Annotated in this window: 20 protein-coding genes and 2 pseudogenes; 14 read left to right on the top strand and 8 right to left on the bottom strand. The window is 61.4% G+C overall.

Annotated features, from left to right (window positions below):
* Positions 1–74: 74 nt before the first annotated feature.
* Positions 75–476 (bottom strand): GreA/GreB family elongation factor, encoded by a 402-nt coding sequence (locus KQH55_RS14725; RefSeq protein WP_076794194.1) that lies wholly within the window; start codon positions 474–476, stop codon positions 75–77.
* A gap of 316 nt (positions 477–792) precedes the next feature.
* Between KQH55_RS14725 and vapB the strand changes: the two are divergent.
* The 4 genes and pseudogenes from vapB to KQH55_RS14745 form a co-directional block, all read left to right on the top strand.
* Positions 793–962, top strand: a pseudogene (vapB, locus tag KQH55_RS14730) (type II toxin-antitoxin system VapB family antitoxin); the annotation flags it as partial.
* A 118-nt stretch (positions 963–1,080) separates the two neighbouring features.
* Entirely contained in the window at positions 1,081–1,332 is a 252-nt protein-coding gene (locus tag KQH55_RS14735) for an AbrB/MazE/SpoVT family DNA-binding domain-containing protein (protein ID WP_076788016.1), read from the top strand.
* Complete coding sequence (locus tag KQH55_RS14740; RefSeq protein WP_076788017.1) at positions 1,326–1,676, top strand: type II toxin-antitoxin system ChpB family toxin; 351 nt, start codon at positions 1,326–1,328, stop codon at positions 1,674–1,676. The genes KQH55_RS14735 and KQH55_RS14740 overlap by 7 nt, the downstream gene beginning before the upstream one ends.
* A 436-nt stretch (positions 1,677–2,112) precedes the next feature.
* Positions 2,113–2,907, top strand: coding sequence for a Fic family protein (locus KQH55_RS14745; RefSeq protein ID WP_076794197.1), 795 nt, complete (start codon positions 2,113–2,115; stop codon positions 2,905–2,907).
* A gap of 34 nt (positions 2,908–2,941) precedes the next feature.
* On the opposite strand, the gene KQH55_RS14750 is transcribed toward KQH55_RS14745, so the two are convergent.
* Positions 2,942–3,139 carry a hypothetical protein gene (locus KQH55_RS14750; protein WP_076788019.1) on the bottom strand — a complete coding sequence of 66 codons (198 nt, stop codon included), beginning with the start codon at positions 3,137–3,139 and terminating at the stop codon, positions 2,942–2,944.
* Positions 3,140–3,235: 96 nt separating this feature from the next.
* The gene (locus KQH55_RS14755) at positions 3,236–3,526 is read right to left on the bottom strand and encodes a PIN domain-containing protein (protein WP_235091510.1); all 291 of its coding nucleotides are present in this window, start codon (positions 3,524–3,526) and stop codon (positions 3,236–3,238) included.
* A gap of 339 nt (positions 3,527–3,865) precedes the next feature.
* Here KQH55_RS14755 and KQH55_RS17020 point away from each other — a divergent pair, with 339 nt between their 5' ends.
* Positions 3,866–4,069: a hypothetical protein gene (locus tag KQH55_RS17020; protein WP_076788020.1), complete on the top strand. Its 204-nt coding sequence runs from the start codon at positions 3,866–3,868 to the stop codon at positions 4,067–4,069.
* A gap of 248 nt (positions 4,070–4,317) precedes the next feature.
* On the opposite strand, the gene KQH55_RS14765 is transcribed toward KQH55_RS17020, so the two are convergent.
* From KQH55_RS14765 to KQH55_RS14775, 3 genes are all read right to left on the bottom strand, one after another.
* Complete coding sequence (locus tag KQH55_RS14765; protein ID WP_235091511.1) at positions 4,318–6,333, bottom strand: sigma-54-dependent Fis family transcriptional regulator; 2,016 nt, start codon at positions 6,331–6,333, stop codon at positions 4,318–4,320.
* Positions 6,334–7,939: 1,606 nt separating this feature from the next.
* Positions 7,940–8,383, bottom strand: a complete 444-nt coding sequence (locus tag KQH55_RS14770) for a hypothetical protein (RefSeq protein ID WP_076794203.1) — start codon at positions 8,381–8,383, stop codon at positions 7,940–7,942.
* A 137-nt stretch (positions 8,384–8,520) separates the two neighbouring features.
* Complete coding sequence (locus tag KQH55_RS14775) at positions 8,521–9,462, bottom strand: J domain-containing protein (protein WP_235091512.1); 942 nt, start codon at positions 9,460–9,462, stop codon at positions 8,521–8,523.
* A 572-nt stretch (positions 9,463–10,034) separates the two neighbouring features.
* Here KQH55_RS14775 and KQH55_RS14780 point away from each other — a divergent pair.
* From KQH55_RS14780 to KQH55_RS14815, 8 genes and pseudogenes are all read left to right on the top strand, one after another.
* A pseudogene (locus tag KQH55_RS14780) lies at positions 10,035–11,369 on the top strand (sigma 54-interacting transcriptional regulator); the annotation flags it as partial.
* Positions 11,370–11,849: 480 nt separating this feature from the next.
* Positions 11,850–12,101: an acyl carrier protein gene (locus tag KQH55_RS14785; RefSeq protein ID WP_076788027.1), complete on the top strand. Its 252-nt coding sequence runs from the start codon at positions 11,850–11,852 to the stop codon at positions 12,099–12,101.
* Positions 12,098–13,348, top strand: coding sequence for an acyl-CoA dehydrogenase family protein (locus KQH55_RS14790; protein ID WP_235091514.1), 1,251 nt, complete (start codon positions 12,098–12,100; stop codon positions 13,346–13,348). The genes KQH55_RS14785 and KQH55_RS14790 overlap by 4 nt, the downstream gene beginning before the upstream one ends.
* 744 nt (positions 13,349–14,092) lie before the next feature.
* Positions 14,093–14,902: a Crp/Fnr family transcriptional regulator gene (locus tag KQH55_RS14795; RefSeq protein WP_235091515.1), complete on the top strand. Its 810-nt coding sequence runs from the start codon at positions 14,093–14,095 to the stop codon at positions 14,900–14,902.
* Between the two features lie 23 nt (positions 14,903–14,925).
* Positions 14,926–16,302 carry an undecaprenyl-phosphate glucose phosphotransferase gene (locus KQH55_RS14800; RefSeq protein ID WP_235091516.1) on the top strand — a complete coding sequence of 459 codons (1,377 nt, stop codon included), beginning with the start codon at positions 14,926–14,928 and terminating at the stop codon, positions 16,300–16,302.
* 145 nt (positions 16,303–16,447) lie between these two features.
* Positions 16,448–17,728, top strand: coding sequence for a polysaccharide biosynthesis/export family protein (locus KQH55_RS14805; RefSeq protein WP_373566404.1), 1,281 nt, complete (start codon positions 16,448–16,450; stop codon positions 17,726–17,728).
* 70 nt (positions 17,729–17,798) lie between these two features.
* On the top strand, positions 17,799–20,135 hold the full coding sequence (locus KQH55_RS14810; protein ID WP_076794209.1) for a polysaccharide biosynthesis tyrosine autokinase: 2,337 nt from the start codon (positions 17,799–17,801) through the stop codon (positions 20,133–20,135).
* The gene (locus KQH55_RS14815; protein ID WP_235091517.1) at positions 20,119–21,336 is read left to right on the top strand and encodes a glycosyltransferase family 1 protein; all 1,218 of its coding nucleotides are present in this window, start codon (positions 20,119–20,121) and stop codon (positions 21,334–21,336) included. The genes KQH55_RS14810 and KQH55_RS14815 overlap by 17 nt, the downstream gene beginning before the upstream one ends.
* A 181-nt stretch (positions 21,337–21,517) precedes the next feature.
* Here KQH55_RS14815 and KQH55_RS14820 read toward each other — a convergent pair whose 3' ends face one another.
* Positions 21,518–23,557 (bottom strand): sigma-54-dependent Fis family transcriptional regulator, encoded by a 2,040-nt coding sequence (locus tag KQH55_RS14820; protein WP_076794211.1) that lies wholly within the window; start codon positions 23,555–23,557, stop codon positions 21,518–21,520.
* 488 nt (positions 23,558–24,045) lie between these two features.
* On the opposite strand from KQH55_RS14820, the gene KQH55_RS14825 reads away from it, so the two are divergent.
* The gene (locus tag KQH55_RS14825) at positions 24,046–24,876 is read left to right on the top strand and encodes a response regulator transcription factor (RefSeq protein ID WP_235091518.1); all 831 of its coding nucleotides are present in this window, start codon (positions 24,046–24,048) and stop codon (positions 24,874–24,876) included.
* Positions 24,877–24,906: 30 nt separating this feature from the next.
* On the opposite strand, the gene KQH55_RS14830 is transcribed toward KQH55_RS14825, so the two are convergent.
* Entirely contained in the window at positions 24,907–25,116 is a 210-nt protein-coding gene (locus KQH55_RS14830) for a dodecin (RefSeq protein WP_041754685.1), read from the bottom strand.
* Between the last annotated feature and the right edge of the window lie 167 nt (positions 25,117–25,283).

Below are 25,283 nucleotides of genomic sequence, written 5' to 3' on the forward strand. Positions count from 1 at the left end.
CGGCATGGTCACATCCGGCGGCATGGCCACACTCGGTGGCACGGCCACGCCGCCAGACCGGTGCGGCCATGTGGTCAAAGCCGATAATCGCCAGCCGCCTCGGGCTGGAACACGATCTGCTCGACCTTTAGCATTTGCGGTGCCCCGCTAGGGGGCGTTACGCGCAATTCGTCGCCCGGCCTCGCGCCGAGCAGCGCGAGGCCGACCGGCGAGAACACGTTCAACCGTCCTTGCGAGAAGTCGGCATTCGGCGGGTAGACGACGGTCCACGTCATGCGTTCGCCGGACGACGGATTCGACAGCGTTACAGTCGAATTCATCGTGACGACGCTCGGGTCGATGTCGGTGGCCTCGACCACGGCCGCGCGCTCGAGCAGGGCATCGAGCATCGCCTGGTAGCCGGATTGTGGGCTCGCTTTTGCCGCATGGCGCTCGAGTCGGCCGACGTCGGTTTCTGTCAAATAGCAGGTCTTCATCTCGTTTCTCCAACGCAACGAAAAGTCAAATAGTTGGTGCGCCCGGTACCCGCCCAGGCAGCGGCTGAAACAGGAGCCGCTTAGTGCGAGTGCCGGGCCGATGAAAGCGGCGCCGCGGCAATGTATCGGAGCAGGTCGGTACCGGGTCGGTCCGTCCGGATCGCGCGCGCGTCTGTCGCCACGCGCGTGGTGTGGCGACGTCGCAAACGCATCGGGAACAGGGACACGCGCATGGCGGGGCTCGACCGGAGAACGGAGAATGAAGAAAATAACATGATGCTATCACAGCGTGCCGTATCAGGTCGCTGTGCAGACCATGCGTACTGTGTCTATTTCAAAAACAATGCGAATCAGACGATCCGCATTCCCAAGGATATGCAAGTTGAGGGCGTCACGGAACTGGAAATCCGGCGGGAAGGAAGCACGATCTTGCTGCGTCCGGTGCGGGCAAATTGGACTTCGTTTGCCAATGAGGCCAAAGCCGAGAACTACTACTAGCCTGGCCCTGTCTTGACGCAGCGCTTCCGGTATCTTCATTGAAGATGCAAAGTGCTTGCCAATCTTGTTGCGTGTTTCTACAATGGATAAACATTAGGAGGTCGTGATGGAACTCAAGATTCAAAAATGGGGCAATAGCGCTGCAGTTCGTTTGCCGAGTGTGCTGCTTGAACAGATCAACGCGTCGGTCGGCAGTTCGCTCAACGCCGACGTGCGCCCGGATGGCGTGATGCTGACCCCGACCCGCCGCAAGTATTTGCTGGACGATCTTGTTGCCCAGTGCGACACGAAGGCGGTTTTTCCGGGCGACATGGCGGCATGGGGCGAGGTCAAATCGGTGGGACGTGAAGCATGGTGAGGCGGGTCAAGTTCGAGCGCGGCGATATCGTGCGCGTGAGCCTAAATCCGACTGTGGGGCGAGAGCAGCAAGGCGATTTTCGCCTGGCGCTCGTTCTATCTCCGGCGGCGTTCAACGCCTTAGGCGTGGCGCTCGTTGCCCCGATCACCCAGGGCGGCGAATTGGCTCGCTTTGCTGGCTTCGCCGTACCGCTTTGCGGTTCTGGAGCTGAGACGCAAGGTGTTGCGCTCGTCAACATGGCGCGTATGCTCGACTTGGAGGCGCGCGGCGCGCGTAAGGTCGAACGCGCACCGGTTGAAGTGGTTGAGGACGCGCTGGCTCGGTTTCAGGCGATTATCGAGTGAGGAAAACGCGATGAGCAACGAGTTCTGGAACCGGATGTACGCGCTGGGCAACACGCAGCGGTAGGTCGGCGACGCGAACAATCCGCAAGCGCGCTAGTCTGCGATGTAAGGTGCTTCCGTCATCAACAAGAACGGCTGGCGTGCCTGGATCGAGCATCATAAGGCAGACGAGCGGCTGTATGAGAGCGGGCGCGAAAACGCGTATCGCCAGGCGGCTCAGTGGTAATGGAAAATAGCAGCTCGTTACGCAATGTCAGTGCCGAGCAGGCCGAGGCGTCGCTTCGCGACTCGAACGTTAGACTCGCACTCAAGCCTTGACGTCAGAAAGAGCGAAGCCTGCGGCATTCATGTCATGGGTATGAAGCCCGTCGGCGCTACAAACTGTAAGATTTCGCGTGCAGGCGTGGCAGGTCAAAAATTGTGATGAGAGAAAGTGATGGATTCGTCTCTACAGCCTATGCTGGAAGCTGTTAACGTCGCCAAGGCGGAGCTTGATGCGGCGCGTCCACTGCCGCCGCATACGGTCGCATCGCTGCGCGAAAAGCTGATGTTGGAATGGACGTACCACTCGAACGCAATCGAAGGCAACACGCTAACATTGCGCGAGACGAAAGTGGTACTGGAAGGCATTACGGTGGGGGGCAAGTCGCTGCGCGAGCACTTCGAGGCCACGAACCATCGCGACGCGATTCTCTACGTCGAGGAGATCGTCGCGAAGAACGAGGCGCTGTCCGAATGGCAGATTCGCAACATTCACGGCCTAGTGCTGAAAGGGATCGATGACAAAGAGGCCGGCCAGTATCGCCATGAGAACGTGGTAATTGCAGGCGCTAGCACGACGCCGCCGGACTTCCTGCATCTGCCGGCCGAAATGGCCGCGCTCATTGACTGGCACGCGCAAGCGCAGACGGTGCATCCTGTCACGCGTGCGGCCGAGCTGCATACACGGTTTGTAAAGATCCACCCGTTTGTGGACGGTAACGGCAGAACGGGGCGACTGTTGCTAAACTTCGAGTTGATGAAGTTTGGCTATCCACCTGCCGTTATCCGTAAAGAGGATCGCCTTGCTTACTACGATTCATTGGATGAGGCGTGCGTGACAGGCGATTACAGTGGCATTACGCGGTTGGTCGCTGCGTCGGTTCAGCGTGCTCTCGACGCATACCTTGATGTGCTCGGTCTGCGTGAGGATCACCGGTCCGACGATAAGTCGCCGTCACCCGGTTTTTAGATGTAAAGAAAACAATCGGATCGGAAAATGCGTGCTACGCGCGCGTCTGAATGCTGAAAGTCCACGCGCCGATTTTTACAATGGCGTCTCGCAGTGTGGGCAGTTTTCCTGGATAAAAAGCCAAGAGCTTTGCCCAGGTCTTGGTCTGGCCGTGCTGAGTTTCTACTTCGAGCATCCGTTTAGCGTCGGCGCTGCGCACATCACTGGCGACTTCAGGCAGGTCACCATGCATCAGCTCTCTCAATCTTCTATCATAAGGCTCGGTATACGCATGAACTCTCGCATGTTACGTGTAATACGAGGTTTCGTGCGCGGGCCTGACCGGCGATTAACATATCGTAGGGGCCAATGGGGGGCTTGCGGCTGCAAGCTGTGCGCGAATTTCGCCGGCATGCTGCGCATTCTCTCGATCAAACGCCAGCGTCTCTAACTGCAACGCTTCAATACGTGCGAGATTGGCATCGATATGCTGGCTTTTATAAGCACCGTAGAATAGTTCATGAGCGACGATTGGTGGTAAGCCAAAGTCCTTGGGGGTATGCGCTTGTAGTCGCGTCAGTAGGGTTGGTTTCCCTTTCAGAATTGCGATGATCGCATTCGCACCAAGCAAGTATTTCATTGGAACACATCTAAAGCTGCGCGTGTTTGCCCGAGGGGCTGTTCGGTAGCAGCCCTCTCAAATTCGGTATCGAGCGGACCGATAAGCGGCGCGAGCCAGTCCCAACTGTTCGGTACTGGTTCTAGGATGACCTGTGCGCCGTGGCGACGGGTTCGAACCTCGTAGCGTCAAATCGAAAGTTCTTGGGCAAGCGGATGGCCTGCGAGCGGCCGGTCCAAAACATTTTAGCTGTATCCATGATGTGCCTCGTATGATAGGTACCAATAGTATCTATCGCTATAGCGAAAAAGTTGGAATGGGAACCTTGGATGTTATCAGTCACAGCGTGAGGCAATGACGATGGTAGTGCTTAAGCTCAACAGGTTGCTGGAGACGATCGCATGCGAACATCTGGACATTCCCACGCTCAAAACGCGCTACTTGGATCGCCTTGATTTTTACAACGTTGCTCTCTACTGTCTTCGGTCAGCGCTGCTTACGGCCTTCGAGGTCGAGCGTGCAGAAAGCGGAGGCTGCACACCGTACTTCGCCCTCGACAGTTAAGGCTGCTGGCATAGCATACTGCGTATTTCGGTGAACGTGATCAGTGGTCCCAATTGTACGGGTGCAATCTTTACCTCGCGTCGTCATCTACTGAGAGCTTGGCAAGCCGGGGGCGTTCATGTACGACAGTAACATCATCCCATGAGGCAACACGCCACCTACACTGATCGCATGATTCGGACGCAGTGAGGGCAAACATGGACAGGTCAATGGAGCAGCGCGCGGTGCGCAGCTGCTCCGCTGCGGCGTTAATGATCGGTCGAAGGACCAGATGCACCTGCCACGCTGGGCATCTTGCGATAGATCGTATTGCGCGATATCCCGAGCGAGCGGGCTGCGGCCGACACGTTGCCGCCATGGCGCGCAATAGCGGCGGCGATCGCACAGGCCTCGACGTCTTGCAGCCGTGCGTGCAGCGGCAATGGGGCGAGGCCGCCGAAAGAGGCGGCATCCGGGCCGACAGCCACGGCACGCGCATCGCCTCGTGCTGGACGCAGGTCTTCGAAGAAATCGTCCGGCAGATGCTCGCGCCGGATCACGCCGTCATCTTCTACCATCGCGGCTGCCGTGCGCAGCAGATTGCCTAGTTGCCGGAAGTTGCCGGGCCACGTGCATTGCTCGAACAGCTTCATCACATCACTGTCCACACTCAGCGGTGGTGCGCTGGCGGCGCCGTGCCCCGACTCCAGTTGCAGCATGCGTTGCACGACCGTTGCGAGGTCGGTGCGCTCACGCAGCGGCGGCAATTTGACGACCAGTCCATTGAGCCGGTAGTACAGGTCTTCACGGAAGCGGTTTTGCGCGATCATTTCCCGCAAGTCGCGATGGGTGGCGCAAACGATTGCGATATCGACCGGGATCGAGCGGCTCGATCCGAGGGGGTTGACGACGCGCTCTTGCAAGACACGCAATAACCGGACTTGCAATGGATACGGCATGTCGCCGATCTCGTCGAGAAATAACGTGCCGCCGTCGGCCTGCAGCAGCTTGCCGATCGAGCCCTTGCGCCGGGCGCCAGTGAACGCGCCTTCCTCGTAGCCGAACAATTCCGACTCGATCAGTGTCTCCGGAATCGACGCACAGTTCACGGCAATAAACGGCCCATCGCGGCGCGGCGAATCGTTGTGAATGGCTTGCGCGAGTAACTCCTTGCCGGTCCCCGTCTCGCCGTTGATCAAGACTGGGATGTCCTTGCCGAGTACCTTGCGGACCTTGGCGATCACCGACGCGACTTGCGGATCGCCGGTGTCGAGATGGCTTAGCCGCGATTGCGACGCCGGCGCCGGCGGGGCCAGGCGGACCGTGCTCCGCGTCGTGGCGCGCAACTCGGCGCCGGCCTCGTGCGGCGACGCGGTCGGCGTGACTGGCGCGCGTTTGAACTCGACGCGCGCGCACACCACCGCGCCGTTGTGCAGATTCATTGACACCGGCTGTCCATGGCAATGGCGTACCGTGTCCATCAGTTGCGCGCTGCTCACGCCGAACAGCGAGGACAATGTGTGTGCACGCAGCGCACTGAGCGGCAGGTTCAGCTGAAACTGCGCGCTGCGGTTCGCGGACAGAAAGCGGCCATCGCTGGTGAACGCGGCGATGCCTTCCATCAGCGTGTCGAGGAACTCCTTGCGCGCATGGAAGGCGACCTGCAGCGTCTCGCGGAAGGTGCTGGTGAACAACTGGTTTTCGATCATTTGCACCGACATCCTGGCTAGCGCCATCGTGTGCTGATGGTAGCTGCGATAGTCGCCGGTCACATCCAGCACGCCGATCAGATCGCCGTATGGGTCGAGGATCGGCACGCTGGAGCAGGTCAGGAACCGATTGGCTGCCAGGTAGTGCTGCTTGCCATGCACGACGATCGGACAGCGCTCGGCGATCGCGGTGCCGATCGCATTGGTGCCCTGTCGGTCCTCGGCCCAATTTGCGCCAGGGCGCAGCGCGACTTTTTCGGCGCGCGCCAGGAAGTCGTCGTCGCCGATTGAGTGCAGGATTAGCCCGTGCGCGTCCGTCAGCACAATCATGCTTTGCGTGTTGACGATTTGTTCATGCAACGTTTCCATCACCGGCATCGCGTGTGCGCACAGCATCCGGTTCTGTTCGCGCTTCAAGTTAAGTTCGGGGCTGCTCAGCACGTCGTAGTCCGGGCGCGCCAGTTCGCGCAATCCATAGGTTTCGGAGCGCTCGTGCGATTTCTGGATCGATGGGGTGAGCCAGCCGAACTCGCTCGATTGCGAGGCGGTAGCGGCATAACGGGCATCCTTTGCCATGATCTCCTCCATGTGCGATTCTGGTCATATCGCCGGAACGCCGGGCCGGGGAATTTTGCAATTCCATGCCGAAAATTCGATTCGACATGGACCGCCGGATCGCGTTCATCGTGGGCCCGGCAATGCGAAGTGTAAACAGTACCTTGGAAGTGGGGGCTGCGCCAGTGGCATGGGATTCGGTAAGACCATGATGTGTCCGTGCATGTCGTGCGAGCCGTGTTTGACGCAATTAGCGCTCAGTCGGCGCGCACGAGCGCGTCTACCAGTTCATGGCAGACTATTTCCCCGCCTCTCCTCCTCGAACCGGACGCGGCGCTTGACACTCAGCTCGAACGAGCCGCCCTTCTGCGTGAGAGTGAGCTGAGTACGTGGCATCAGGCCTCGATACTCCGCGCTGCTCGCTCTTGCCCACGTCTTCAATCTCCTTAGCGATATGCTGGACGTCGATTGCGGATCGTTACTGACTAACGGATGAGACATAGTGATATTCAATTTTGGCTACGTGGTCGAGTTGGCGCTGATATCGGTCATGGTCTCCACCACTCAACTGACCACGGCGGTGGCTTCGTGCGCCACTATGGCTTCTTTCTTGCGCGCCTGGATGGTAGAATGCACTCCGCCCTTTCCCGGGGTGATGAAATTGGTAAACATAGCGGACTTGACAATTTGAGTGCACGGCCGGAAACGGTCGATGTAGAACCCTTCAAATTCGGCGAACCCCCTGGCACATAAGCCGAGGCAACGCCGAGCCAAGCCCGTGGGGCCCGTTAGGCCTTGCAGGAAGGTGTAGAGACTAGACGGAGGGCGCCTAATGCGCGATACCGCGGTAATACGAGCGGCACCGCGCGATGGCGAAGGCATAGTCCAGCGCACGAACGTCGGCCATCGCGAGGCCGGCGGCGCCGAAAGGCGTAGTGTGAAGAAAATCCGCCGCTTCACGGCTTGCCGGTTCGAGTCCGGTCCCCGGGACCAACGCAAAAATCAAGAACTACACACGGTCGCAGATATGATGACTAGATACGCGTAAAGGTATTGCCGAATAAGAGCGATCCCCCTGCAAAAAAGCTGCGCTTCGAGGCGTTCGCACGCGACTTTCCTCAGCTTGCGGCTATGAAACTTGCCGACTTCAGGACATCGCAGCTTGTCGAGTGGCGAGATGCAAGACTGAGGCATGTTGCGGCGTCTTCGGCGAACCGCGACATCGGCCTGATTCGCAATGTGTTCACGGATGCCCGGCAGGAGTGGCATTGGCTCGATCACAATCCCCCGAGGGATTCAAGATCCCAGGCGACGGTCCGCCGCGCGAGGTCCGGTATCGAAGTACACCCACATATTGGTAGTTGATCCCGGCATTGATGACGAAGTAAGCTGAGTGGCCGTGTCAAGTGTAAAGCCGGATCCGGCGACATAGACGTTCAGCTATATTGCCGATCAGTTCGCCACTGGTGCCCTCAGTGGTTGGATCCCAAACAAGATTGCCGTATTGATCGTAGATGACGTGTTGATAGGATCCGGCCTCCAAAATCAATGCGCGCCCAGCCGCATCCAAGATGATCGACTGCGTATTGAGGATCGACTGTGCAGGGTCTTGCCAAGTGGCTTACTTCTACTGGCCTTTATATTGTGGGCCGCTATCGAGTCGGTTACGGCGCGGCGGGGCATGCCACCATGATGCGTGCAGCATCCGCCGCAACGCATCCAATGGATCACTGGCTTGCTGATCGCGCCGTGTGTCGCGGGCCGTCCGTGCATGGCGCGCCACGCCGGCTCGGCGGCTGGGCTGCGCACGCTGCGCGTTCCGATTATTCGATGCAGCGATGCGCGCCGTTGCGTCATGAGTTTTGACTGCGGCGTGACGGGGGGCGGGCGGGTTGCTGTCCACGGTCTCTCCCGATGCGCTCGTCGGCGCAGCGGCCGCCGCTTCGCCCTTGCCCGTGTGTGTAGAAAGTGGTCCGGTGCCGGCTTGGCTGGGAAGCAGCCCGGCCAGCAGCGCAAGAGTGGGCTCTCCGGCAGGCACGGCAGGCGCATACGATGCGCCGTCGGGTCGCATCGCGATAGCCGTGTGGCGGCGCACAGACCCATCACGCGAGGCCCGGGCGGTGGGGCGGGGCGCGAGGTCGGGGGCGCGCGTTTCAGCGATACTAGCGCCAGTTCGATGGGCGGGCCTGGCCGCGTCCGGCTCGACAGTCATAGTCGGGAAGCGGTTCTCACTGAATGCGTCGGCGGGCCGCGTCTGCGCGGCGCGCGAACCGACGTGGCGGGTTTCACGAAGGAGGCCGGTTGTTGCGGACGGCCGGCAGGCGGCGTACGCGGCGCAGCCGTGCCGCCGCGTACTGAGCGGATCGGCGCCGCCGTATCAGCGTTGCCGCGCGGATGACGAGTGTCTTCCGTTGGGGGCGTATCGTCGCGCGCGGTACGCGCCAGCGCGCGCAATCGAGCGAGCGCAGCATGCATTTCAGCCAGTGCAGGATCGGTTTCGGGCGCGGCCGCCGAAGCCCCGGCCCCAGCCCCGGCCGTACTGCTGCCATGCGGTGATGGCCGGCCGTGCCCGGCGGGGGCTGAGTTCTCATCCGCCGGTGCGCCTGGCGCCCGGTGCGCGCCCTGTCGGCCCCCTCCTGAGCCGTTTGTGTAGGCCGGTGCGATAAGCGTGCCACTGCCATATGTTCCATGTTGGCGAGACACGAAGTTTGAGCGCAGCGGTGCGTCGTCGATGCTCAGATCGGTAATCAGCACGGCGGCGGCGATCGCCGTGCCGATGCCGGCCATCCAATGCGAACGTGGCACGTGTCGCACAGCTCGACGCGCGCGTGGTGCCGTGCGCGCGTTGCGCAGGAACAGACGCGTCCACTGACTCCACCGCCACAGCGGCGCTGGTCGATGCTTGCCGTGCGACTGCGGCGCAATACGGCGCACGCCGGCATGCAAGGTAAGATCGTATTCGGCTCGGCGCAATGGGTTGGTCAATGCAGCGTACGCGTCGTTGATCCGCTGGAATTGCGCTTGCGCATAGTGTTCTCGCCCGCGGTTGCGGTCCGGGTGCCACTTCATTGCTGCACGCCGCCACGCTGCCTTGAGTTCGGCTGGCGTTGCGTGAGGCGTGACCCCCAGGATGTCATATAACGTTCTCATCGCGGAGTTCTTGGTTGGCACGCCGCGCCCGTCGCGTACCGAGGGTTTTACGGATGCAGGGCACGAACGTCTGTATGCGAACGCCCGCTGGCAGGCGGGCTGTTTCGCGTGAGGTGCCGCCGCTTCGCACCGTTTTCCCTTTCCTACCGTAAGCCGCTAATTCGGACAGATGCTTGGCTTATCGGCCATGCCGGGGGACAGAAATGTTTCGAGTGGTAACCCGGGATGGATGCACAAGCATAGCCAAAACAAATCTGGTCATTGCAGCGGTCGCGAAATGGGGCCGTCGCGGCGCGAACGCGCCAATGCGATACCGGATTTTTTTGGGCATGCGGAAGATACAAAGATTTACAAAGCGTCGGCGCCCGTAACGCTTCGACGCCATAATGATGCCGGTGCTCGCTTACCATGGGTTCCGTATCAGCGGTCTCGTACGCAGTCCGCCATGACGGCAGGGCCGTCATTCGGGGTATGGCCGCGTAGGTTGGACTGACGCGGCGGTACGCTCAACGATGAACAGGTTCGCCGTGGCAGGGCGTCACGCGTTATCTTATCGATAAAGGGCAGAGTGAATGAACAGCGGACACAGGCGGCAGCTCGTCTATGTGACGCGGTCAGCGGACCGTGCGCTACAACGATTGCTGGACCGACATGGATGGACTGTCGCGACGTGCGATACGGCGCGTCAGGCCGAGCGCCTGGTGAACACCACCGATGCACGCGTGGGCATCTTTGATGTCAGCAGCGGCTTTGACGATGCGATCGCGCAGTTCGAACCGGTGCTGCTTCACCCGGACATGATGTGGGTGGCCACGCCCACTGCCGCGCAATTGGCGGCGGCGCACGTGCGCCAATGTGTGCGCAGCCATTGTTTTGACTTTGTGGCGATGCCGGGCCCCGCGCAATTGGTGGTGGATGTGGTCGCACGCGCGTACCAGATGGCCGAGCTTGATGCGGGAGACGACGCACCGCGTGTACAAGGCGAGATGATCGGCGCTTGCGAGGCGATGCAGCAATTGTTCCGCGTGATTGGCAAGGTCGCCAATACTGACGCGCCAGTGTTGATTTTTGGCGAGTCCGGCACGGGCAAGGAGCTTACGGCCAAGTCGATCCACGACCAGTCGATTCGCGCAACGGGGCCGTTCGTTGCGATCAACTGTGGTGCGATTCCGCCACATCTGCTGCAATCCGAACTATTCGGCTACGAGCGGGGGGCGTTTACCGGCGCCAATCAGCGCAAGATCGGCTACGTCGAAGCGGCCAATGGTGGGACGCTTTTTCTGGACGAGATCGGCGATCTTCCACTCGAGAGCCAAGCGAGCCTGCTGCGCTTTTTGCAGGAGCGCACTATACAACGCCTGGGCGGACACGATCCGATTTCTGTGGATGTGCGAATCATCTCTGCCACGCACGTCGACTTGGAGGCGGCGGTGAGCGCAGGGCGCTTCCGTTCAGACCTCTATCATCGATTGTGCGTGCTCAGGCTCGAAGAACCGCCGCTGCGCGCCCGCGGTCGTGATATCGAGTTGCTTGCACGGCGCATGTTTGAGCGCTATCGTGGCGACAGTCCGCGGCACATACGCGGCTTCTCTGCGGCGGCGCTCAACGCGATGTATCGTTATTCGTGGCCGGGCAACGTGCGCGAGTTGATCAACCGAGTACGCCGCGCGATCGTGATGGCCGAGGGACGGGCGATCACTCCCGCGGACCTGGAACTGGAGGATGTCCTCGAGCAACGGGCGCCGACGTTGGCGGTCGCTCGCGAGGACGCCGAACGCCGCGCGATCGAAGAGGCGCTCGCGCGACATCGGAACAGGCTTGCCGGTGCCGCGCAGGAACTCGGCGTGTCACGCGCCACGCTGTACCGTCTGATGCTCGCGCACGGCATGCGCACGCGCCAGGGCCAGGACGATACCCGATCGAGGCCGTCGCGCGCCGTGTCGTTGACGCTCGCAACCGGCCGAGGGCCGACCGCTGACGGCCGGGCCAGACGGGCTGACGCCACGTCGCTGCGTGCGCATCGGTGCCATCCATGGCTTCCCGGTGGCCCGCATGCCGGCGCCGATAGGCTGCCCAGCCCCGACGAACGTAGCTGGCACCCCGTTTTCGACCTTGCCGGCAGCGGTCGCCGCACCATGCTCGACGAGACATTGAACGACACCGCCAACGACGCGAGACCCCTGCAGCGCAATTGACGCGCTATTGCTGCTGATACGCGTCGTACGGGCGCGTCCCGGTCCCCAGGCCGGCGGCGCTGCGACTTTGTTCGCAAGCGTACTGAATGCAATGCCTCTCAACGGATTAAATCGGTCCGGTTATTAATGAAACTTCAAGAGGCAGGCTCTGTCGCCGCCCAGTAGCGATGCCGAGCCGTACCTGGGGACACCATGAATAGCAAGTTACGAGAAATTCTTGCCCAATGGGCCGACCTGGACGTGCCCATCGCGTCCCTGCCCGACGATGCCAGCCTGTACGATGCCGGTATGTCGTCGCTGGCCACCGTCAAGCTCCTAATGGCGATCGAGAACGCCTTTAATATCGAAATTCCGGACGAGTGGCTCACGCGCGAGTTGTTTACGAGCGTTGCTTCGTTGAGCCAGGCTATCAAGCAGCTCCAGTCCGACGAGGCAGCCGCATGATGGTGGCGCCCGGGCGGCAGAACGCGGTAGCGATCGCGCGGGGCCCAACGCGGGCGATGCCGGCCAGGGTCGGCGGCGTGGATCGCACAAGTTCGCGGCGATGGTCCGGGCCGGTCTCGGCCGAATATGCCCACCTGCAGCCGTTGCTGTGCATCGCGTCTGAGCATGCCACCGATGTCGATCGCGACGCGCGCTTTCCAACCGAGGCGCTGGGCGCGTTGCGCGAAGCAGGCCTAATGTCATCGCTGGTGCCGGCGCCGCTGGGTGGAGCCGGAGCATCGCTCAAGACCGTTGCAGGTATCTGCGAGGTATTGGCGCGCGCCTGTGCATCCAGCGCGATGATGTTCGCGATGCACCAGGCGAGCGTCGCGTGGCTTGTGCTGCATCACGAAGCGCATGATGCCAGTCGCGCATTGCTGCAGCGACTGTGCGTCGAGCAAATGCTGTTCGGCATTGCCGGCATGGCCGACCCGGCCCCGGCCCCGGTCGCGGGCGCCGCCGGTGGGCCCGGGCCCGTGTTGCTGCAACACCATGCGGAGCAATTCACACTGGTGATCGACGGCACGACGATCCCATATGGTGCTTACGCAGACGGCTTGTTGCTGCCGGCGGGCGAAGACGGATTCGTCGCCGCGCCCAAGGAGCAGTACAAGCTGGAGCGGCGCGAAAGCTGGGATGCGCTTGGCATGCGAGGATTGTGCAGCGACGAATTCCGCGTGGTCGTCACGGGCGAGCCGGGGCAGATCCTGCCTACAGCGCGGGACGGCGCAGGCAACCTTCATGCGATTATTCAATTGCTGCACAGCGCCGTATGGGTCGGCATCGCTGCCAGTGCATTGGAACGAGCACAGGCTTACTTGAGGGGGCAAGGCGAGGCGCCGCACGCGTTGCTGCCCGGCGCCGCACGCCTTGCCGAAGCCAATGCGCTGTTGCAGATGATGCGCGCGCATCTGGGCAGCGCACTGGAGCAGGCCAGCAGCGGTCCGGGCGGCTTGCCGCCGCGGGGTCTCGCCTTCGTCGACGAAATGCAGGTGTTGAGAACCGGGGTATCGAGAAGCGCACTGGCGCTGGTCAACCACGCGATGATGGTCTGCGGGATGGACGGTTATCGCAACGATACCGATGTCAGTGTCGCGCGGCATCTGCGCGATTTGTACGCTGCGCCGCTCGGGTTGGGGTCTGCCCGCAACGCAGCAATTGCTCTCGCCTCCGACGCCACGCCGTCGAGCGATATCCTCCCCGATTAATCCCCGCTGTATTGCGCGGCGTACCGCCGCGCTCACGGTTCGCGCGTTTCAAACTGTAAATTCGATGTCGATGATGTTACATCGACGCCATGGATCCTGGTCAAAAGGGTGACGTCTGCGCCATGACCGGTAACTATTACGCGAATCTAAGGTTTGTCATTTCGGTGTTTGGTTAAATTAATAAAAAATTATGAATAATCAAGAGATTGCGGATGAAGTGTGGGGTGGCGAGCATAGGCTGACGCCGGCTTGGCAATTCAAATTTGAAACAGTTTTGTGTGCTCTATAGCACCGCATCCCGAGCGTCGATCCGGTGCCTCGACGGGGTGTTTGGTTATGCAAAATGAGTCTTAACCCGCGTGCAGAAAAGGAATAAACGGTAAAGCGCACATTCCGAGGCGGGTCACGCCGATGGCGCAATGCAACATCGAGTGTGTCCCGCGACCCCTAGTCTGTTCACCAATGCGACGCTTTTGGGCGGTGCAGCGGTGTCGCGGCTACGTGCGTCATGCGTAGACCGTTATTAATCAAGGACTTCTGACCTAGTGGCACACAACTCGCTGAATTAAGGCCATGTCCTCTCAAGAGGGCGACATGGCAACGTGACAGAAAACGTTCAACAGGTCGCGGATCCGAGGTCAAGGTAAAGATTGCAGCGGTTGCAATTGTCCTTGGATCGTGATCAGCGAGATTCGACGCACACCCCGCTGCGTTTGCGCAGCATAGCCAAACCGGAACACCAATATGCTCTACCTCAGAGACGATCCGCACGCGAACCACTTGCTTGGCGCCTTGACCGAGGAGGACTGGCGATCACTCGAGCCGCACCTCGAGCTGGTTCGCGTCAAGAGCTCGCAGCTGCTTTGCGATGCTGACGAACCGATCCGGCACATGTATTTCCCGACGACTGCGGTGATGTCGATGTTGTACCTGATGGAGGACGGCGCGACGGTCGAGGTTGCGGCGATCGGTAACGAGGGCGTGGTCGGGGTGCCAGTGCTCACCGGCGGCGGTACGATGCCCAGCCGCGTCGAAGTACGCAGCAGCGGTTTTGCATACCGCGTGTCCGCCAGCGTGTTCCGAAAGGAGTTTGAAAAGTCGATGGGTATTCATCGGCTGATGCTGTTGTACATCCAGGCGCTGATGACGCAAATCGCTCAAAGTGCGCTATGCAACAGACACCATTCGGTCAATGAGCAACTCTGTCGCTGGCTTCTGCTGGCGCATGACCGCTTGTCCACGGACGAACTGACGGTCACCCAGCAGATGATTGCGAACATGCTGGGGGTGCGTCGCGAGGGGGTGACCGAGGCGGCCGGCAAACTGCAGGAAGCAGGTTTGATAAGACAACGCCGCGGGCATATCACTGTACTTGACCGGCATGGCCTCGAGGCGCGTGCATGTGAGTGCTACGGCATGATTCGCCGAGAATTTGATCGGCTGTTGCCGCGTGCCGACGATGTCGTGGCGCTGGAGCGCTCACGCACGGTTGCGCCGGCCGACGAACGTGCGCTGCGCACGGTCGGCTACGTGCGTGTGCTGCAACCCGCCTAAGCGCTCGCGCGGAGAAATTCACGATGCTAGGAATCGTTGCAAGGCTATCGGATGTCTTGCTCGTTGCGGCTGGCGCATGGCTGGCGCATGCGTTGCGTTACAACGGCTCATTCGACTTAACTGACGCGGAGCGCTCGCTGGTGGCGCTGTCGTGTGCATTGACGCTGCTGGTCTTCCCGCCACTGGGTATCTACCGCTCGTGGCGGGGGCAGACACTGTACCGATTGTTATCGCGCGTCACGCTTGCCTGGTTCGCGGTGGTCGTGCTCGGCTTGTGCTTCATCTTCACGCTGCATCGCAGTAACGACATCTCGCGCCTGTGGCTGGGCACGGCGGTGTTGACCTGCGGCGCGTTGCTGCTCGCGGGCAAGTTGTTTATCCATGCGGTATTGCGCAAGGTCCGGCAAAGCGGAAAGAACCAACGTTCGGTGATCATCGTCGGCACCGAAAGCTATAGTCGGGCCGTTCTCGACCAGATGCACGCGGCGTCGGAAGCGGGTTTTCGGCCGGTGTATGTGTTTGACGATAGCGGCACGGTGCCTTCGGCGTGCATTGGCGGCGTACCGGTACTGACGGACTTCGCACAACTTGCCAACATCGTGCGTGCCGGTGGCATCGATGAAATGTGGCTTGCGTTGCCATTGTCGCATGAGCGCGCGATCCAGCGCATCGTGCGTGAGTTTCGCCACGATTTCGTCAACCTGAGGTTTCTGCCGGACGTGCGGAGCATGACGCTATTCAGTCAGTCGGTTACCGAGGTGTTGGGCATGCCGGCGATTAACCTGGCGGCCAGTCCGGTCTCCGATCCGCAACTGTGGCCCAAGTTGGTGTTCGACCGGTTGTTTGCCTTGGCTGTGCTGGTGCCTTTGTTGCCGCTGTTCATTGTGCTAGGCATCGCGGTGAAGCTCTCGTCTCCCGGGCCGGTACTGTTCAAGCAAAAGCGCAAGGGCATCGATGGGCAGGAGTTCGAAATCTTTAAATTCCGCACGATGCGTGTGCACCAGGAGCAGCATGGTGTGGTGCGCCAGGCCTCGCGTCATGACTCGCGCATCACCAAAGTCGGCGCGTTTCTGCGCCGCACGTCGCTGGACGAGCTGCCGCAATTTCTGAACGTGCTGCTGGGCCAAATGTCGGTGGTTGGCCCGCGGCCGCATGCCATCGAGCACGACAACCTGTACAAGGACTTGATCGACGGCTACATGTATCGCTACCGTATCCGCCCGGGGATCACCGGATGGGCCCAAGTCAATGGTTACCGCGGTGAAACGCGTAAAGTGGAAAAGATGGAAGCGAGAGTCAAGTTTGATTTGTTCTACATACAAAACTGGACATTCTGGTTCGACATTAAGATTATCTTGATCACGCTGGTGAAGGGTTTTGTCGGCCGTAACGCATTTTGAGCCGTACCGTTCGATATGCCGCACGTCGGTCCGGTGGCCCGACGCATTGCTGCTGGATGAAGTGGAAAGAAATCTGCGCCCAAAGCCATACGCCGCGCGTGTCGCGCGTTTGCTCCGGCCAGCTGCGCAAAAAGGAGAAACGAAGATGTTGAAGCGCCCCATGGGGATGGCTGCCGTAATGACGGTGGCATTGTCCGGCTGTGTGTTGGCCCCGGGACCGGCATTGGACTCGAGCCGCATGCACGACGATCTAAGCAAACCAACTGATACGATGACCTACGACGTGAACCTGATCACGCCGGAACTCGTCTTCAAGCTGAAGGAGTCGGACGCGGCCGATGCGCGCGCGAGAGAGGCGAGCCTGCACGCGATGCCGGCCGATGAGGTGAGCGATTACCGGGTCGGGGTGAACGACGTGCTGGGCATTACTGTATGGGGGCATCCGGAGCTGACGCAAGGCGGCAATGCGGCGACGGCGCCGCTGCCGGACACGGGCACGCTGCAAGGCATGGGCAGCTTGGGGGCCGGCCAGCAGCAGCCGCAAAGCGCATTCAGTACCAATGGTCCGGGCGAGCTTGACGCACAGGGCCAGCGGGTCGCCGCCGATGGCACGATCTTCTTTCCGTCGCTGGGCCGCGTGCGGGTCCTAGGGCAGAGCACGGTGCAGATCTCGCGGCTGTTGTATGAGCGCTTGAAGGGCCGTCTGAAGGACCCGCAGATTGACGTGCGCGTGATCCAGTATCGCAGCCAGCAGGTACAGGTGACCGGCGGTGTGAAAAATCCGGGGCAGTTATCGCTGACCGGTTCGCCGATGCGGGTGATCGATGCGATCAACCGTGCCGGCGGCGGCAATCCGGACGCCGATTTGCAGCGGGTGCTGGTGTCGCGTGGCGGCAAGGTGATCACGATCGATGCGACGCGAATCCTGAACCGGGGCGACATGCGGCAGAACATCGTGTTACAGAACGGCGACATCGTGAACGTGCCGGACCGGACGCAGAACCGCGTGTTTGTGATGGGTGAGGTACCCAAGCCGCAGACGGTGTTCATGAACCAAGGCCAGTTGACGTTGGCTGACGCGCTGACCGCAGCCGGCAGTATTGAGCCGGCCGGGGCGAACCCACGGCAAATCATCGTGATCCGCCATCCCAATCCGCCGCTCACGCAAATTTCCAATGGGCAGGATGGCCTGGAGGAGGGCTTCAAGAAAGCCAGCTACGCGCCGGCCGACAACAAGCCGGAGATCTTCCGACTGGACATGACACAGGTCGACGCCATGATGCTGGCCACCGAGTTCGACATGAAGCCGCTGGACGTAATCTACGTTGGCACCGCACCGGCTGCCCGCTTCAATCGCCTGCTTGCGCAAATCCTGCCTTCGGCCGAATCGTTCTATCTGGTCTGGTCGGTGGCGCATAACCGCTAACCCTCTATCGACGCAGACACCCTGGGCATGATTCGAATTGATGGCAACGAGCGATAACTGAGGATTTCACATGGAAGCGCGACACATCGACATGGGCTATTTGCCGCCGTCGGGCGCAAGCGAGGGGCTCGTACCACGAGACCTGGTTCGCGTGATCACTGACAACCTGTGGGCCGTGGTCGGCATCGCGGCGGTGATCACGGCGCTGGCGAGCGCGTACGCGTTCTTCGCCACGCCGCTGTATTCAGCAGACACCTTGGTGCAGGTCGAAGTGCCCAAGCAAAACGAACTGGCAGACCTGGTTACCAAACAGCCAAGCCAGAACAACAGTTCGCCGAACGGACCACCGACGGAGACCGAGATGGCGATCGTCACCAGCCGCGCGGTCCTCGCCCCGGTGATCGCTCAGTACAGGCTGGATGTGCTCGTGACGCCGCATCGGTTTCCGGTGTTGGGCAAGATTGCCGAGGCGCTGGCCACGCGCGGCGAGCCATCGCGGGCGTGGTTTGGCTTGTCTAAGTACGCATGGGGCGGCGAGCTGGTGGATATTGCCCAACTGAACGTACCGCGCGAGTTGCAGGACAAGAAGCTTGAACTCAAGGTGTCCAGCGGTCGGCGTTATCAGTTGCTGGACGAACAAGGCAATCTGCTGGTGAACGGTATCGAGGGGCAACTGGCGCAAGCCGGCCCGGTATCGATGCTGGTCGAACGGCTGGCGGCGCGCGACGGCGAGACGTTTACCGTCGAGCGTCTGAACGAGGTAACGGCGGTACGGCGCTTCATTAATCAGCTCAAGGTCGTGCAGGTCGGCAAGGAAACCGGCATCGTGCAGATCAGCTACGAGAACAGTGATCCGGCGCTGGCTACGGCGGTGGCCAATGCGGTGACGCAGAACTACATCGGCTCACGCGTCACGCAGACACAGGAAGAGGCGAGCAAGATGCTCGCGTTTATCAACAACGAGCTGCCGCGGCTGCGCGACGACCTAAAGCAGGCTGAGGCGCAGCTGCAGTCGCATCGGGTCGCGTCCGGCTCGATGCAGGCGACGACCGAGAGCCAAAGCTACCTGCAAGGTAGCATCGAATTTGACCGTCAGATTGCCGCACTGAATCTGCAGCGTACTCAATTGCTGGATCGGTTCACGGCGCAAAGTCCTGAAGTCAAGACGGTCGATGCGCAGCTGGCGCAGTTACGTGCGGCCAAGGGCAAGTTCGAGTCGCGTTTTGATTCGATGCCGAGCGCCGACCGGCAATCTGCCGATCTGGCGCGCGATGCGAAGGTGGCCGAGGAAATCTACGTGGCGATGGTCAATAAGGCGCACGAGCTGTCCGTGTCGCGCGCCGGCACGGTAGGCAACGTGCATGTGATCGACACCGCGGTGCAACCTTCCACCCCAGTCAAGCCGCGACGCGCGTTGATCATTTCAGCCGCAATTGTGCTCGGCCTGATGCTCGGCGTGCTGTATGTGATATCGCGCCGCTATTTGTCGCAATCGGTCAGCGAGCCCGAACAAATCGAAGGCAAACTGCGCCTGCCGGTGTTCGGTGCGGTATTGTTCAGCGACGAGCAGGTGCGGCTGGCGCGCACGCCGCCGCTGCCTGTGCTGGCCGGGGCACGCGAGCCGTCGCTACACGGCGACGCGCGCAGCGCGACGGCGCTAGTGGCGTCACCCGATGCGGCGGCGGGTGGGTATCAGCCGCGTCCGCACGCCGGCGGGCTGCTGGCGGCCGCGCGTCCACGCGATGTCGCGACCGAGGCGCTGCGTGGCATCCGCACGATGCTCAACTCGAAACTGCTCAGTGCCACGAACCGGATCGTGATGGTGACCGGCGCAACGCCAGGCACCGGCAAGAGCTTTATCTCCGCCAATCTCGCTTTGCTGTATGCGCAAGCGGGCAAGCGCGTCTTGCTGGTCGATGCAGATCTGCGCCGCGGCCGGCTGGGTATACATTTCGGTTTGCCAACAGATACGGTGGGGTTGGCCGAGCTGCTCGGCGACGGATTGTCGCCGGAACAGGCGATCCATCCGACCAGTGTGGCCAACCTGTCATTGCTGCCGGCCGGCGCACGTCCCGGCAACCCGTCAGAGCTGTTGGCGATGGAGCGCATGACGGAGCAACTCGCGCAGTTCAATGAACGGTATGACTTGGTGTTGGTCGACACGCCGCCGGTGCTGGCGGTTGCCGATGCGTCGATTGTCGCCGGCTACGCAGGCGCGACGGTGCTGGTGATGCGGGAGAACGCGCAGACTGAACTGGAAGTGCAGGAAACGCTTAAGCGTTTGGGTCGGGCCGGTGCCCAGGTGGCCGGCGCGATTTTCAACGGAATGTCGGCGCGCCGCAGCGACCGCCGCAGCTACGAGTACATCTACGCTTATACGCGGGAAGGCGATGCGTCGGCAGCCTGAGCGCGAGTGTTCGCATGGCGGTACCGCGCCGCTGGCGGCCGTCTCGCCGCCGCGCGTGCAGCCCGCCGCTGGCGGCGGCACGCTGGCCAGTGAACGCAGCCACGCGGCGCCGTTACCGGCGTCCATCGCGATCAATGGCAAGTTTACGTCGCAGCGGCTCACCGGCGTACAGCGCGTGGCGCGCGAACTGACCGCGGCGTTATCGCAGCAGTGCGGCACACCCGCTGCGTCGCCGCTGCTGCTAGTGCCCCGCGATCACATAGACAGCGAACTGCCGGCCGCCACACCGCGGCACGTGGTGCCGTATCTGCGCGGCATCCTCTGGGAACAGCTCGCGCTGCCGTTCGCTGCTGGCTCTCGCACGCTGCTCAGCCTGTGCAACATCGGCCCGCTGTTCAAGCGCCGCCAGGTCCTGATGATCCACGACGCCGCCGTATTTGACTTGCCACAAGGCTACTCGACCAAGTTCCGCCTGTGGTATCGCTTCGCGTTCACGTTGCTCAAGCGTAACGTGCAGCATATCCTCACGGTCTCGTCGTTCTCAAAGGGGCGCATCGCTGCGCGGCTCGGCGTGCCGCCCGAGCGCATTTCCGTGATTCCGCCTGGTGTCGACCACTTTGACCGACTCGAGAGCGACTATGCCGTGCTGCAGCGGTTGAACCTGTCGTTTGACCGTTTCGTGCTGATCGTCGGCTCGCTGGCGCCGGGCAAGAATCTCGCACGCACGCTGGAGGCGATTGCGTTGCTCGAGCGCAAACATCCGGAGCTTACGTTCGTGATCGTCGGCGGGCAGAACGTGAAGGTGTTCGGTTCATCGTTACCGCGCGTTGCCAGCGTTGCCAAGCACATCGTCTGGGCTGGCTACGTCAGCGATGGCGAGCTAAAGGCATTGTACGAGAATGCGGCATGCTTCGTATTTCCGTCGTTGTACGAAGGGTTCGGCCTGCCGCCGCTCGAGGCGATGTACTGTGGCTGTCCGGTGATCGTCTCGCGCGAGGCGTCGCTGCCCGAAGTGTGTGGTGACGCGGCGCTTTACTGCGACGCGCATGATGCGGCTGACATTGCAGCGAAGATCGTCGAGCTGATGGGCGACGTTGAGCAGCGCCGCGCGATGCGCGAGAAGGGCCGCGCTCATGCGCAACAGTATCGTTGGGATACGTCAGCGAGCCGCTTGCTGCGAGTGCTGCGCCAGTTCGGATGATGGCAGCGCCGCGGCGCACGACAGCCTGGCGGCGAACCGCCGCCCGTGCGTGCTCGTGCGACGCTCGCTCGGCATCGCCGCCGCTGTCGCAGTTCAACGCGTAGGTGGCAGGCATGGACGGCGCGTTGCCGAATTCAGGCCGCCGCGGTGCTTCACGCCGGCACCATAGGCGCGTGTTACGTCAGCCGGCCTCGCCAGAGCGGGGGCGGGCGATGCCCAGCCTGGCCAGCCGCCGGTACAGTGTGGCACGCGACATGCCCAGTGCACGTGCAGCGCGCGTTGCGTGCCAGCGATGCTCAGCCAGTGCGTCCAGGATCCTGGATCGCTCGATGGCCAGCATATCGTAGGCGTGTGTGTTACCGAACCGCTCGCTCGTTGCATCGCCGTTCGTGGCGTGCCATGCTATGCCTGCGTGCGACGGATGCGGTGATTGCGCCAGGGTATCGAGCTGCGAGCGGACATCGGCCGGCAGGTGCGCTGCTGTGATCAGCTGCGTATCGCAAAGCAGGCACGCGTAGCGTAGTACGTTGCGCAGTTGCCGGACATTGCCCGGCCATGGGTGGCGCGCCAGCCGTGCAAGCAGCGTGCTGTCGAGCGTGAGCGCGCGGGGCACACGCCGCGCCTCGTCCTGGAATACAGCGACGATCACATCTTCGATATCGGCTCGATCGCGTAACGCCGGCATCGTCAGCACGACGCCGCTGAGCCGATAATACAAATCCTCGCGGAACCGCCCGGAGGCGACCATCGCGCTTAGGTCGCGGTGGGTTGCGCAAATCACGCTTAGATCGACCTGTACTGGCGTATCGGCACCCAACGGTAACACTTCGCCTTCAGCGAGCACGCGTAGCAGCCGCGTTTGCAGATCGATCGGCATGTCGCCGATTTCATCGAGGAACAGTGTGCCGCCGTCGGCTTGCGCGATGCGTCCGCGTGCGCCTTTTGAGCGTGCGCCGGTGAACGCGCCAGGCGCATAGCCGAACAACTCGCTCTCGATCAGCGATTCCGGAATGGCGCCGCAGTTTACGGCAATGAAGGGCTGTTTGCTTCGTTCGCCAGACGCATGGATGGCCTTAGCGAACATTTCCTTGCCGGCGCCTGTTTCGCCTAGGATCAGAATGGGCAGGTGTTCGCCCGACAGTCGCAACGCGATGCGTGCATTGCGCGCGATCACCGGGTCACGGCTGTCGAGAAATACGCGCATCGACGGCGGCGCTGCCCGCACCGGTGCATCGTCGGCTGTGCGAGGGAGTGCCGGAAAGCTGAGCGCCGACGGCTGCCACGGTGACATGCCTGCCTGCGGCGCGCGTATCCGCGCGTACAGCCTATCGCCCGTGGCACGCGAGCGCAGCGCGGTCATTCGCTGCAGACCGTCGATGGGAAGCAGGTCCGCGTCACGCACGTCGAACAACATCGACAGATGCGCGGGCGCACCCGACGCGAGCATCGGAAACCGCTGCTTGGCCTCACGGTTTGCCGCGACAATGGCGCCACTGTCATCGAACGCAATGAGCACTTCCGGATCCACCTCGACGAAGTGCGGGTTGTCGTGACCGAACAACAGCCAGTACTGCGCTGTCTGTTTCACGAAGTATCCATCCTCGATCAACTGCGCAGTATGCCGTACCAGTTGATGGACGATGCTCTGGCTGTCCGCGCCATCGGGCGACTGCAGCGCGGACGCATCCACGACGCCGATCAGCTTGCCGTCCGGTGCGAGAATAGGCGCGGCGGTGCACGTGAGGGTCGTGAACAGTGAACGGAAATGATCGACCTTATGCACGGTCATCGGCGCGCATTCGGCGAGCGCGCTGCCGATACCGCAGGTGCCTTGCTCGCGCTCGGACCAGCAGGACCCGATGTACAGCCCCACTTCCTTGTACTGACGGCGCAAATGCGAATCGACTCGGTAGTCGACCGTCACACCTTGCGCGTTGGCCAGCAGCACGCAGTAGCCTGCGCTGCGCAGCGTGTCATGCAGGCGCGACAGGTATTGACCGGAGGCGAGCAGGAAATCCTCTTCCTGTTGTTGGATCTGCTTAAGCTCGTACGCCGTCAGGATCCGCGGCGATGCCGGCGATGTCGGGTCGATGCCATACAGTTGTAGTGATCTGTGCCACGACGACAGCAGCCGCGGGTTGGTATCCGGAGAATCACTTGTGCCATTGCGGACTGCATCGATCACACGGTCCACGTGGGCGGTTTTCGGATCCCTTGCCATGAAGTCACCAGCCTTCAACCGTCATACGCCTGATTGTTCTGTCGTATCCCGCAGACATTCGAGGCCCGTATTCCCCCACCCATCTTCCATTTGCGAATGTATCAGTGTATCGATGCGTGAGACACTGTGTGCCGAGCCCATGAATCGCCTCGCCGGCCCCGTCAATCGCGGCCGGCGGCCCAATGTGCGTACATCCCGCACTCGGCCGGTGGTGCTGCATGAGTCAAAAGTGTCTCAAGCCATCATTTGTATGTGAGGATGCCGAAACTCGTAAACATTTGCAAGAGTTCGTTTTTTACGACAGCTCGACACCAATGGCATGGTCGTTGCTTTTAACAGTGTGAATCGGACGGCGATCGTTGCTCAGCCGTCAGGTAAATGAAATAAGTTGAAAGAATAATGAAATGTTAGCGTAAGTCGTTGCTCGCAGCAATGGGCGGATGTGGTTCAGTGCGACGCGGGCAGGCGCTACAACCTTATGGACTACTATGCTTTGTGCCAACGATCGAAATAGTAACCCGCTCCAGTTACCGCGTGCGGGACAACTGGACGCCCCGGCCAACGTCACGTGCCTGTTGGACGACGGCGCCGCGGGCTTGACCGTCGCAGTGCTGGCTCAGAACGTGGGGCTTCATGCGCGTGTCAGGACTGCGCTGCAGGAATACGGGATCGCCTGCCGCCCATTTGGCGACGACATCTCCCTGGTCCGGGCGGTATCCCGCCATGCATTCAGTGCGGTGCTGCTCGATGCGACGGCAGGCGTCGATCCGCTGCAGCCCATCCTGGCGCGTCGGCTGTGCTATCGCGCGCTGTTGATGCCGGTGATACTGGTTAGCGTGGCAGACGACGTGGCGAGCAGCAAGGCGGTACTCGAGTCGGGTGCCGACGACATCGTGTTGGCTCCAGTCAACGCGCGCGATTTGATGACCCGGCTGCAACTCGCGATACTACGTCATCGCCGCGACGTGCACGCGCGCGAAGGGCGGGAGCCTGTATTGCAGCGTGGCGAGTACCGGCTGGATCGGGGTGCGTGCACGGTATCGGTGCGGGACAGACAAGTGCGGCTGACGCCGCGCGAATTCGAGATCGCATGGATACTGTTCTCGAACGAAGGCGAATACGTCAGCCGTGAACATATCACGCGCACGATATGGCCTGGTTCCGACAAACGCGTTGATGGCGCCCTGGACCAACACATTTACAAGCTACGCAAGAAGCTCGCGCTCAACGGCGAGAGCGGATGGGCGATTCAGCCGCTATATGGGCACGGATACCGTGTCGTCGCACTGGATGCCACGGGGCCGCGACAGGCGGCGTAAGTGGCACCACGTCGGCTTGGCAACAGCGGATCAGTCTTCGATGCGCAGTCCGACTTTGAGGCTGACCTGCCAGTGAATGACCTTGCCACTCTCGATATGGCCGCGCGTGTCGGTGACCTCAAACCAATGCAGGTTGCGCAAGGTCCGTGACGCTTTCTCGATTGCGTTCTCGATAGCGTGCTGGATGGATTGCGTCGACGATCCAGTCAATTCGATCTGTTTATACACGTGGTCGCTCATGGTTTTCTCCCGGCAAAGTGGACGACGCTGGCGGCGCGTCGTCGCGTTCAGTCTTGCATGCTTGTAGCACGGCGTATGCCAGCCGCCGCACGCGCCATGCGTGTGGCATGATGGTGCGCTGACAAGGCACGACAGGGGCAGCGAAGCCAATCCGTGTAGCGCGCGAA

It is taken from the genome of Mycetohabitans sp. B3, assembly GCF_021498065.1.
Lineage (GTDB): Bacteria > Pseudomonadota > Gammaproteobacteria > Burkholderiales > Burkholderiaceae > Mycetohabitans.

What these genes read in the sequence shown, in the direction of transcription:
- KQH55_RS14765 (WP_235091511.1), bottom strand. Translation starts at nt 6,333, where the DNA reads ATGGCAAAGGATGCCCGTTATGCCGCTACCGCCTCGCAATCGAGCGAG.
- KQH55_RS14815 (WP_235091517.1), top strand. Translation starts at nt 20,119, where the DNA reads ATGCGTCGGCAGCCTGAGCGCGAGTGTTCGCATGGCGGTACCGCGCCG.
- KQH55_RS14820 (WP_076794211.1), bottom strand. Translation starts at nt 23,557, where the DNA reads ATGGCAAGGGATCCGAAAACCGCCCACGTGGACCGTGTGATCGATGCA.
- KQH55_RS14790 (WP_235091514.1), top strand. Translation starts at nt 12,098, where the DNA reads ATGATGGTGGCGCCCGGGCGGCAGAACGCGGTAGCGATCGCGCGGGGC.
- KQH55_RS14830 (WP_041754685.1), bottom strand. Translation starts at nt 25,116, where the DNA reads ATGAGCGACCACGTGTATAAACAGATCGAATTGACTGGATCGTCGACG.
- KQH55_RS14745 (WP_076794197.1), top strand. Translation starts at nt 2,113, where the DNA reads ATGGATTCGTCTCTACAGCCTATGCTGGAAGCTGTTAACGTCGCCAAG.
- KQH55_RS17020 (WP_076788020.1), top strand. Translation starts at nt 3,866, where the DNA reads ATGGTAGTGCTTAAGCTCAACAGGTTGCTGGAGACGATCGCATGCGAA.
- KQH55_RS14795 (WP_235091515.1), top strand. Translation starts at nt 14,093, where the DNA reads ATGCTCTACCTCAGAGACGATCCGCACGCGAACCACTTGCTTGGCGCC.
- KQH55_RS14725 (WP_076794194.1), bottom strand. Translation starts at nt 476, where the DNA reads ATGAAGACCTGCTATTTGACAGAAACCGACGTCGGCCGACTCGAGCGC.
- KQH55_RS14750 (WP_076788019.1), bottom strand. Translation starts at nt 3,139, where the DNA reads ATGCATGGTGACCTGCCTGAAGTCGCCAGTGATGTGCGCAGCGCCGAC.
- KQH55_RS14800 (WP_235091516.1), top strand. Translation starts at nt 14,926, where the DNA reads ATGCTAGGAATCGTTGCAAGGCTATCGGATGTCTTGCTCGTTGCGGCT.
- KQH55_RS14740 (WP_076788017.1), top strand. Translation starts at nt 1,326, where the DNA reads ATGGTGAGGCGGGTCAAGTTCGAGCGCGGCGATATCGTGCGCGTGAGC.
- KQH55_RS14805 (WP_373566404.1), top strand. Translation starts at nt 16,448, where the DNA reads ATGTTGAAGCGCCCCATGGGGATGGCTGCCGTAATGACGGTGGCATTG.
- KQH55_RS14825 (WP_235091518.1), top strand. Translation starts at nt 24,046, where the DNA reads ATGCTTTGTGCCAACGATCGAAATAGTAACCCGCTCCAGTTACCGCGT.
- KQH55_RS14775 (WP_235091512.1), bottom strand. Translation starts at nt 9,462, where the DNA reads ATGAGAACGTTATATGACATCCTGGGGGTCACGCCTCACGCAACGCCA.
- KQH55_RS14810 (WP_076794209.1), top strand. Translation starts at nt 17,799, where the DNA reads ATGGAAGCGCGACACATCGACATGGGCTATTTGCCGCCGTCGGGCGCA.
- KQH55_RS14755 (WP_235091510.1), bottom strand. Translation starts at nt 3,526, where the DNA reads ATGAAATACTTGCTTGGTGCGAATGCGATCATCGCAATTCTGAAAGGG.
- KQH55_RS14735 (WP_076788016.1), top strand. Translation starts at nt 1,081, where the DNA reads ATGGAACTCAAGATTCAAAAATGGGGCAATAGCGCTGCAGTTCGTTTG.
- KQH55_RS14770 (WP_076794203.1), bottom strand. Translation starts at nt 8,383, where the DNA reads ATGCGACCCGACGGCGCATCGTATGCGCCTGCCGTGCCTGCCGGAGAG.
- KQH55_RS14785 (WP_076788027.1), top strand. Translation starts at nt 11,850, where the DNA reads ATGAATAGCAAGTTACGAGAAATTCTTGCCCAATGGGCCGACCTGGAC.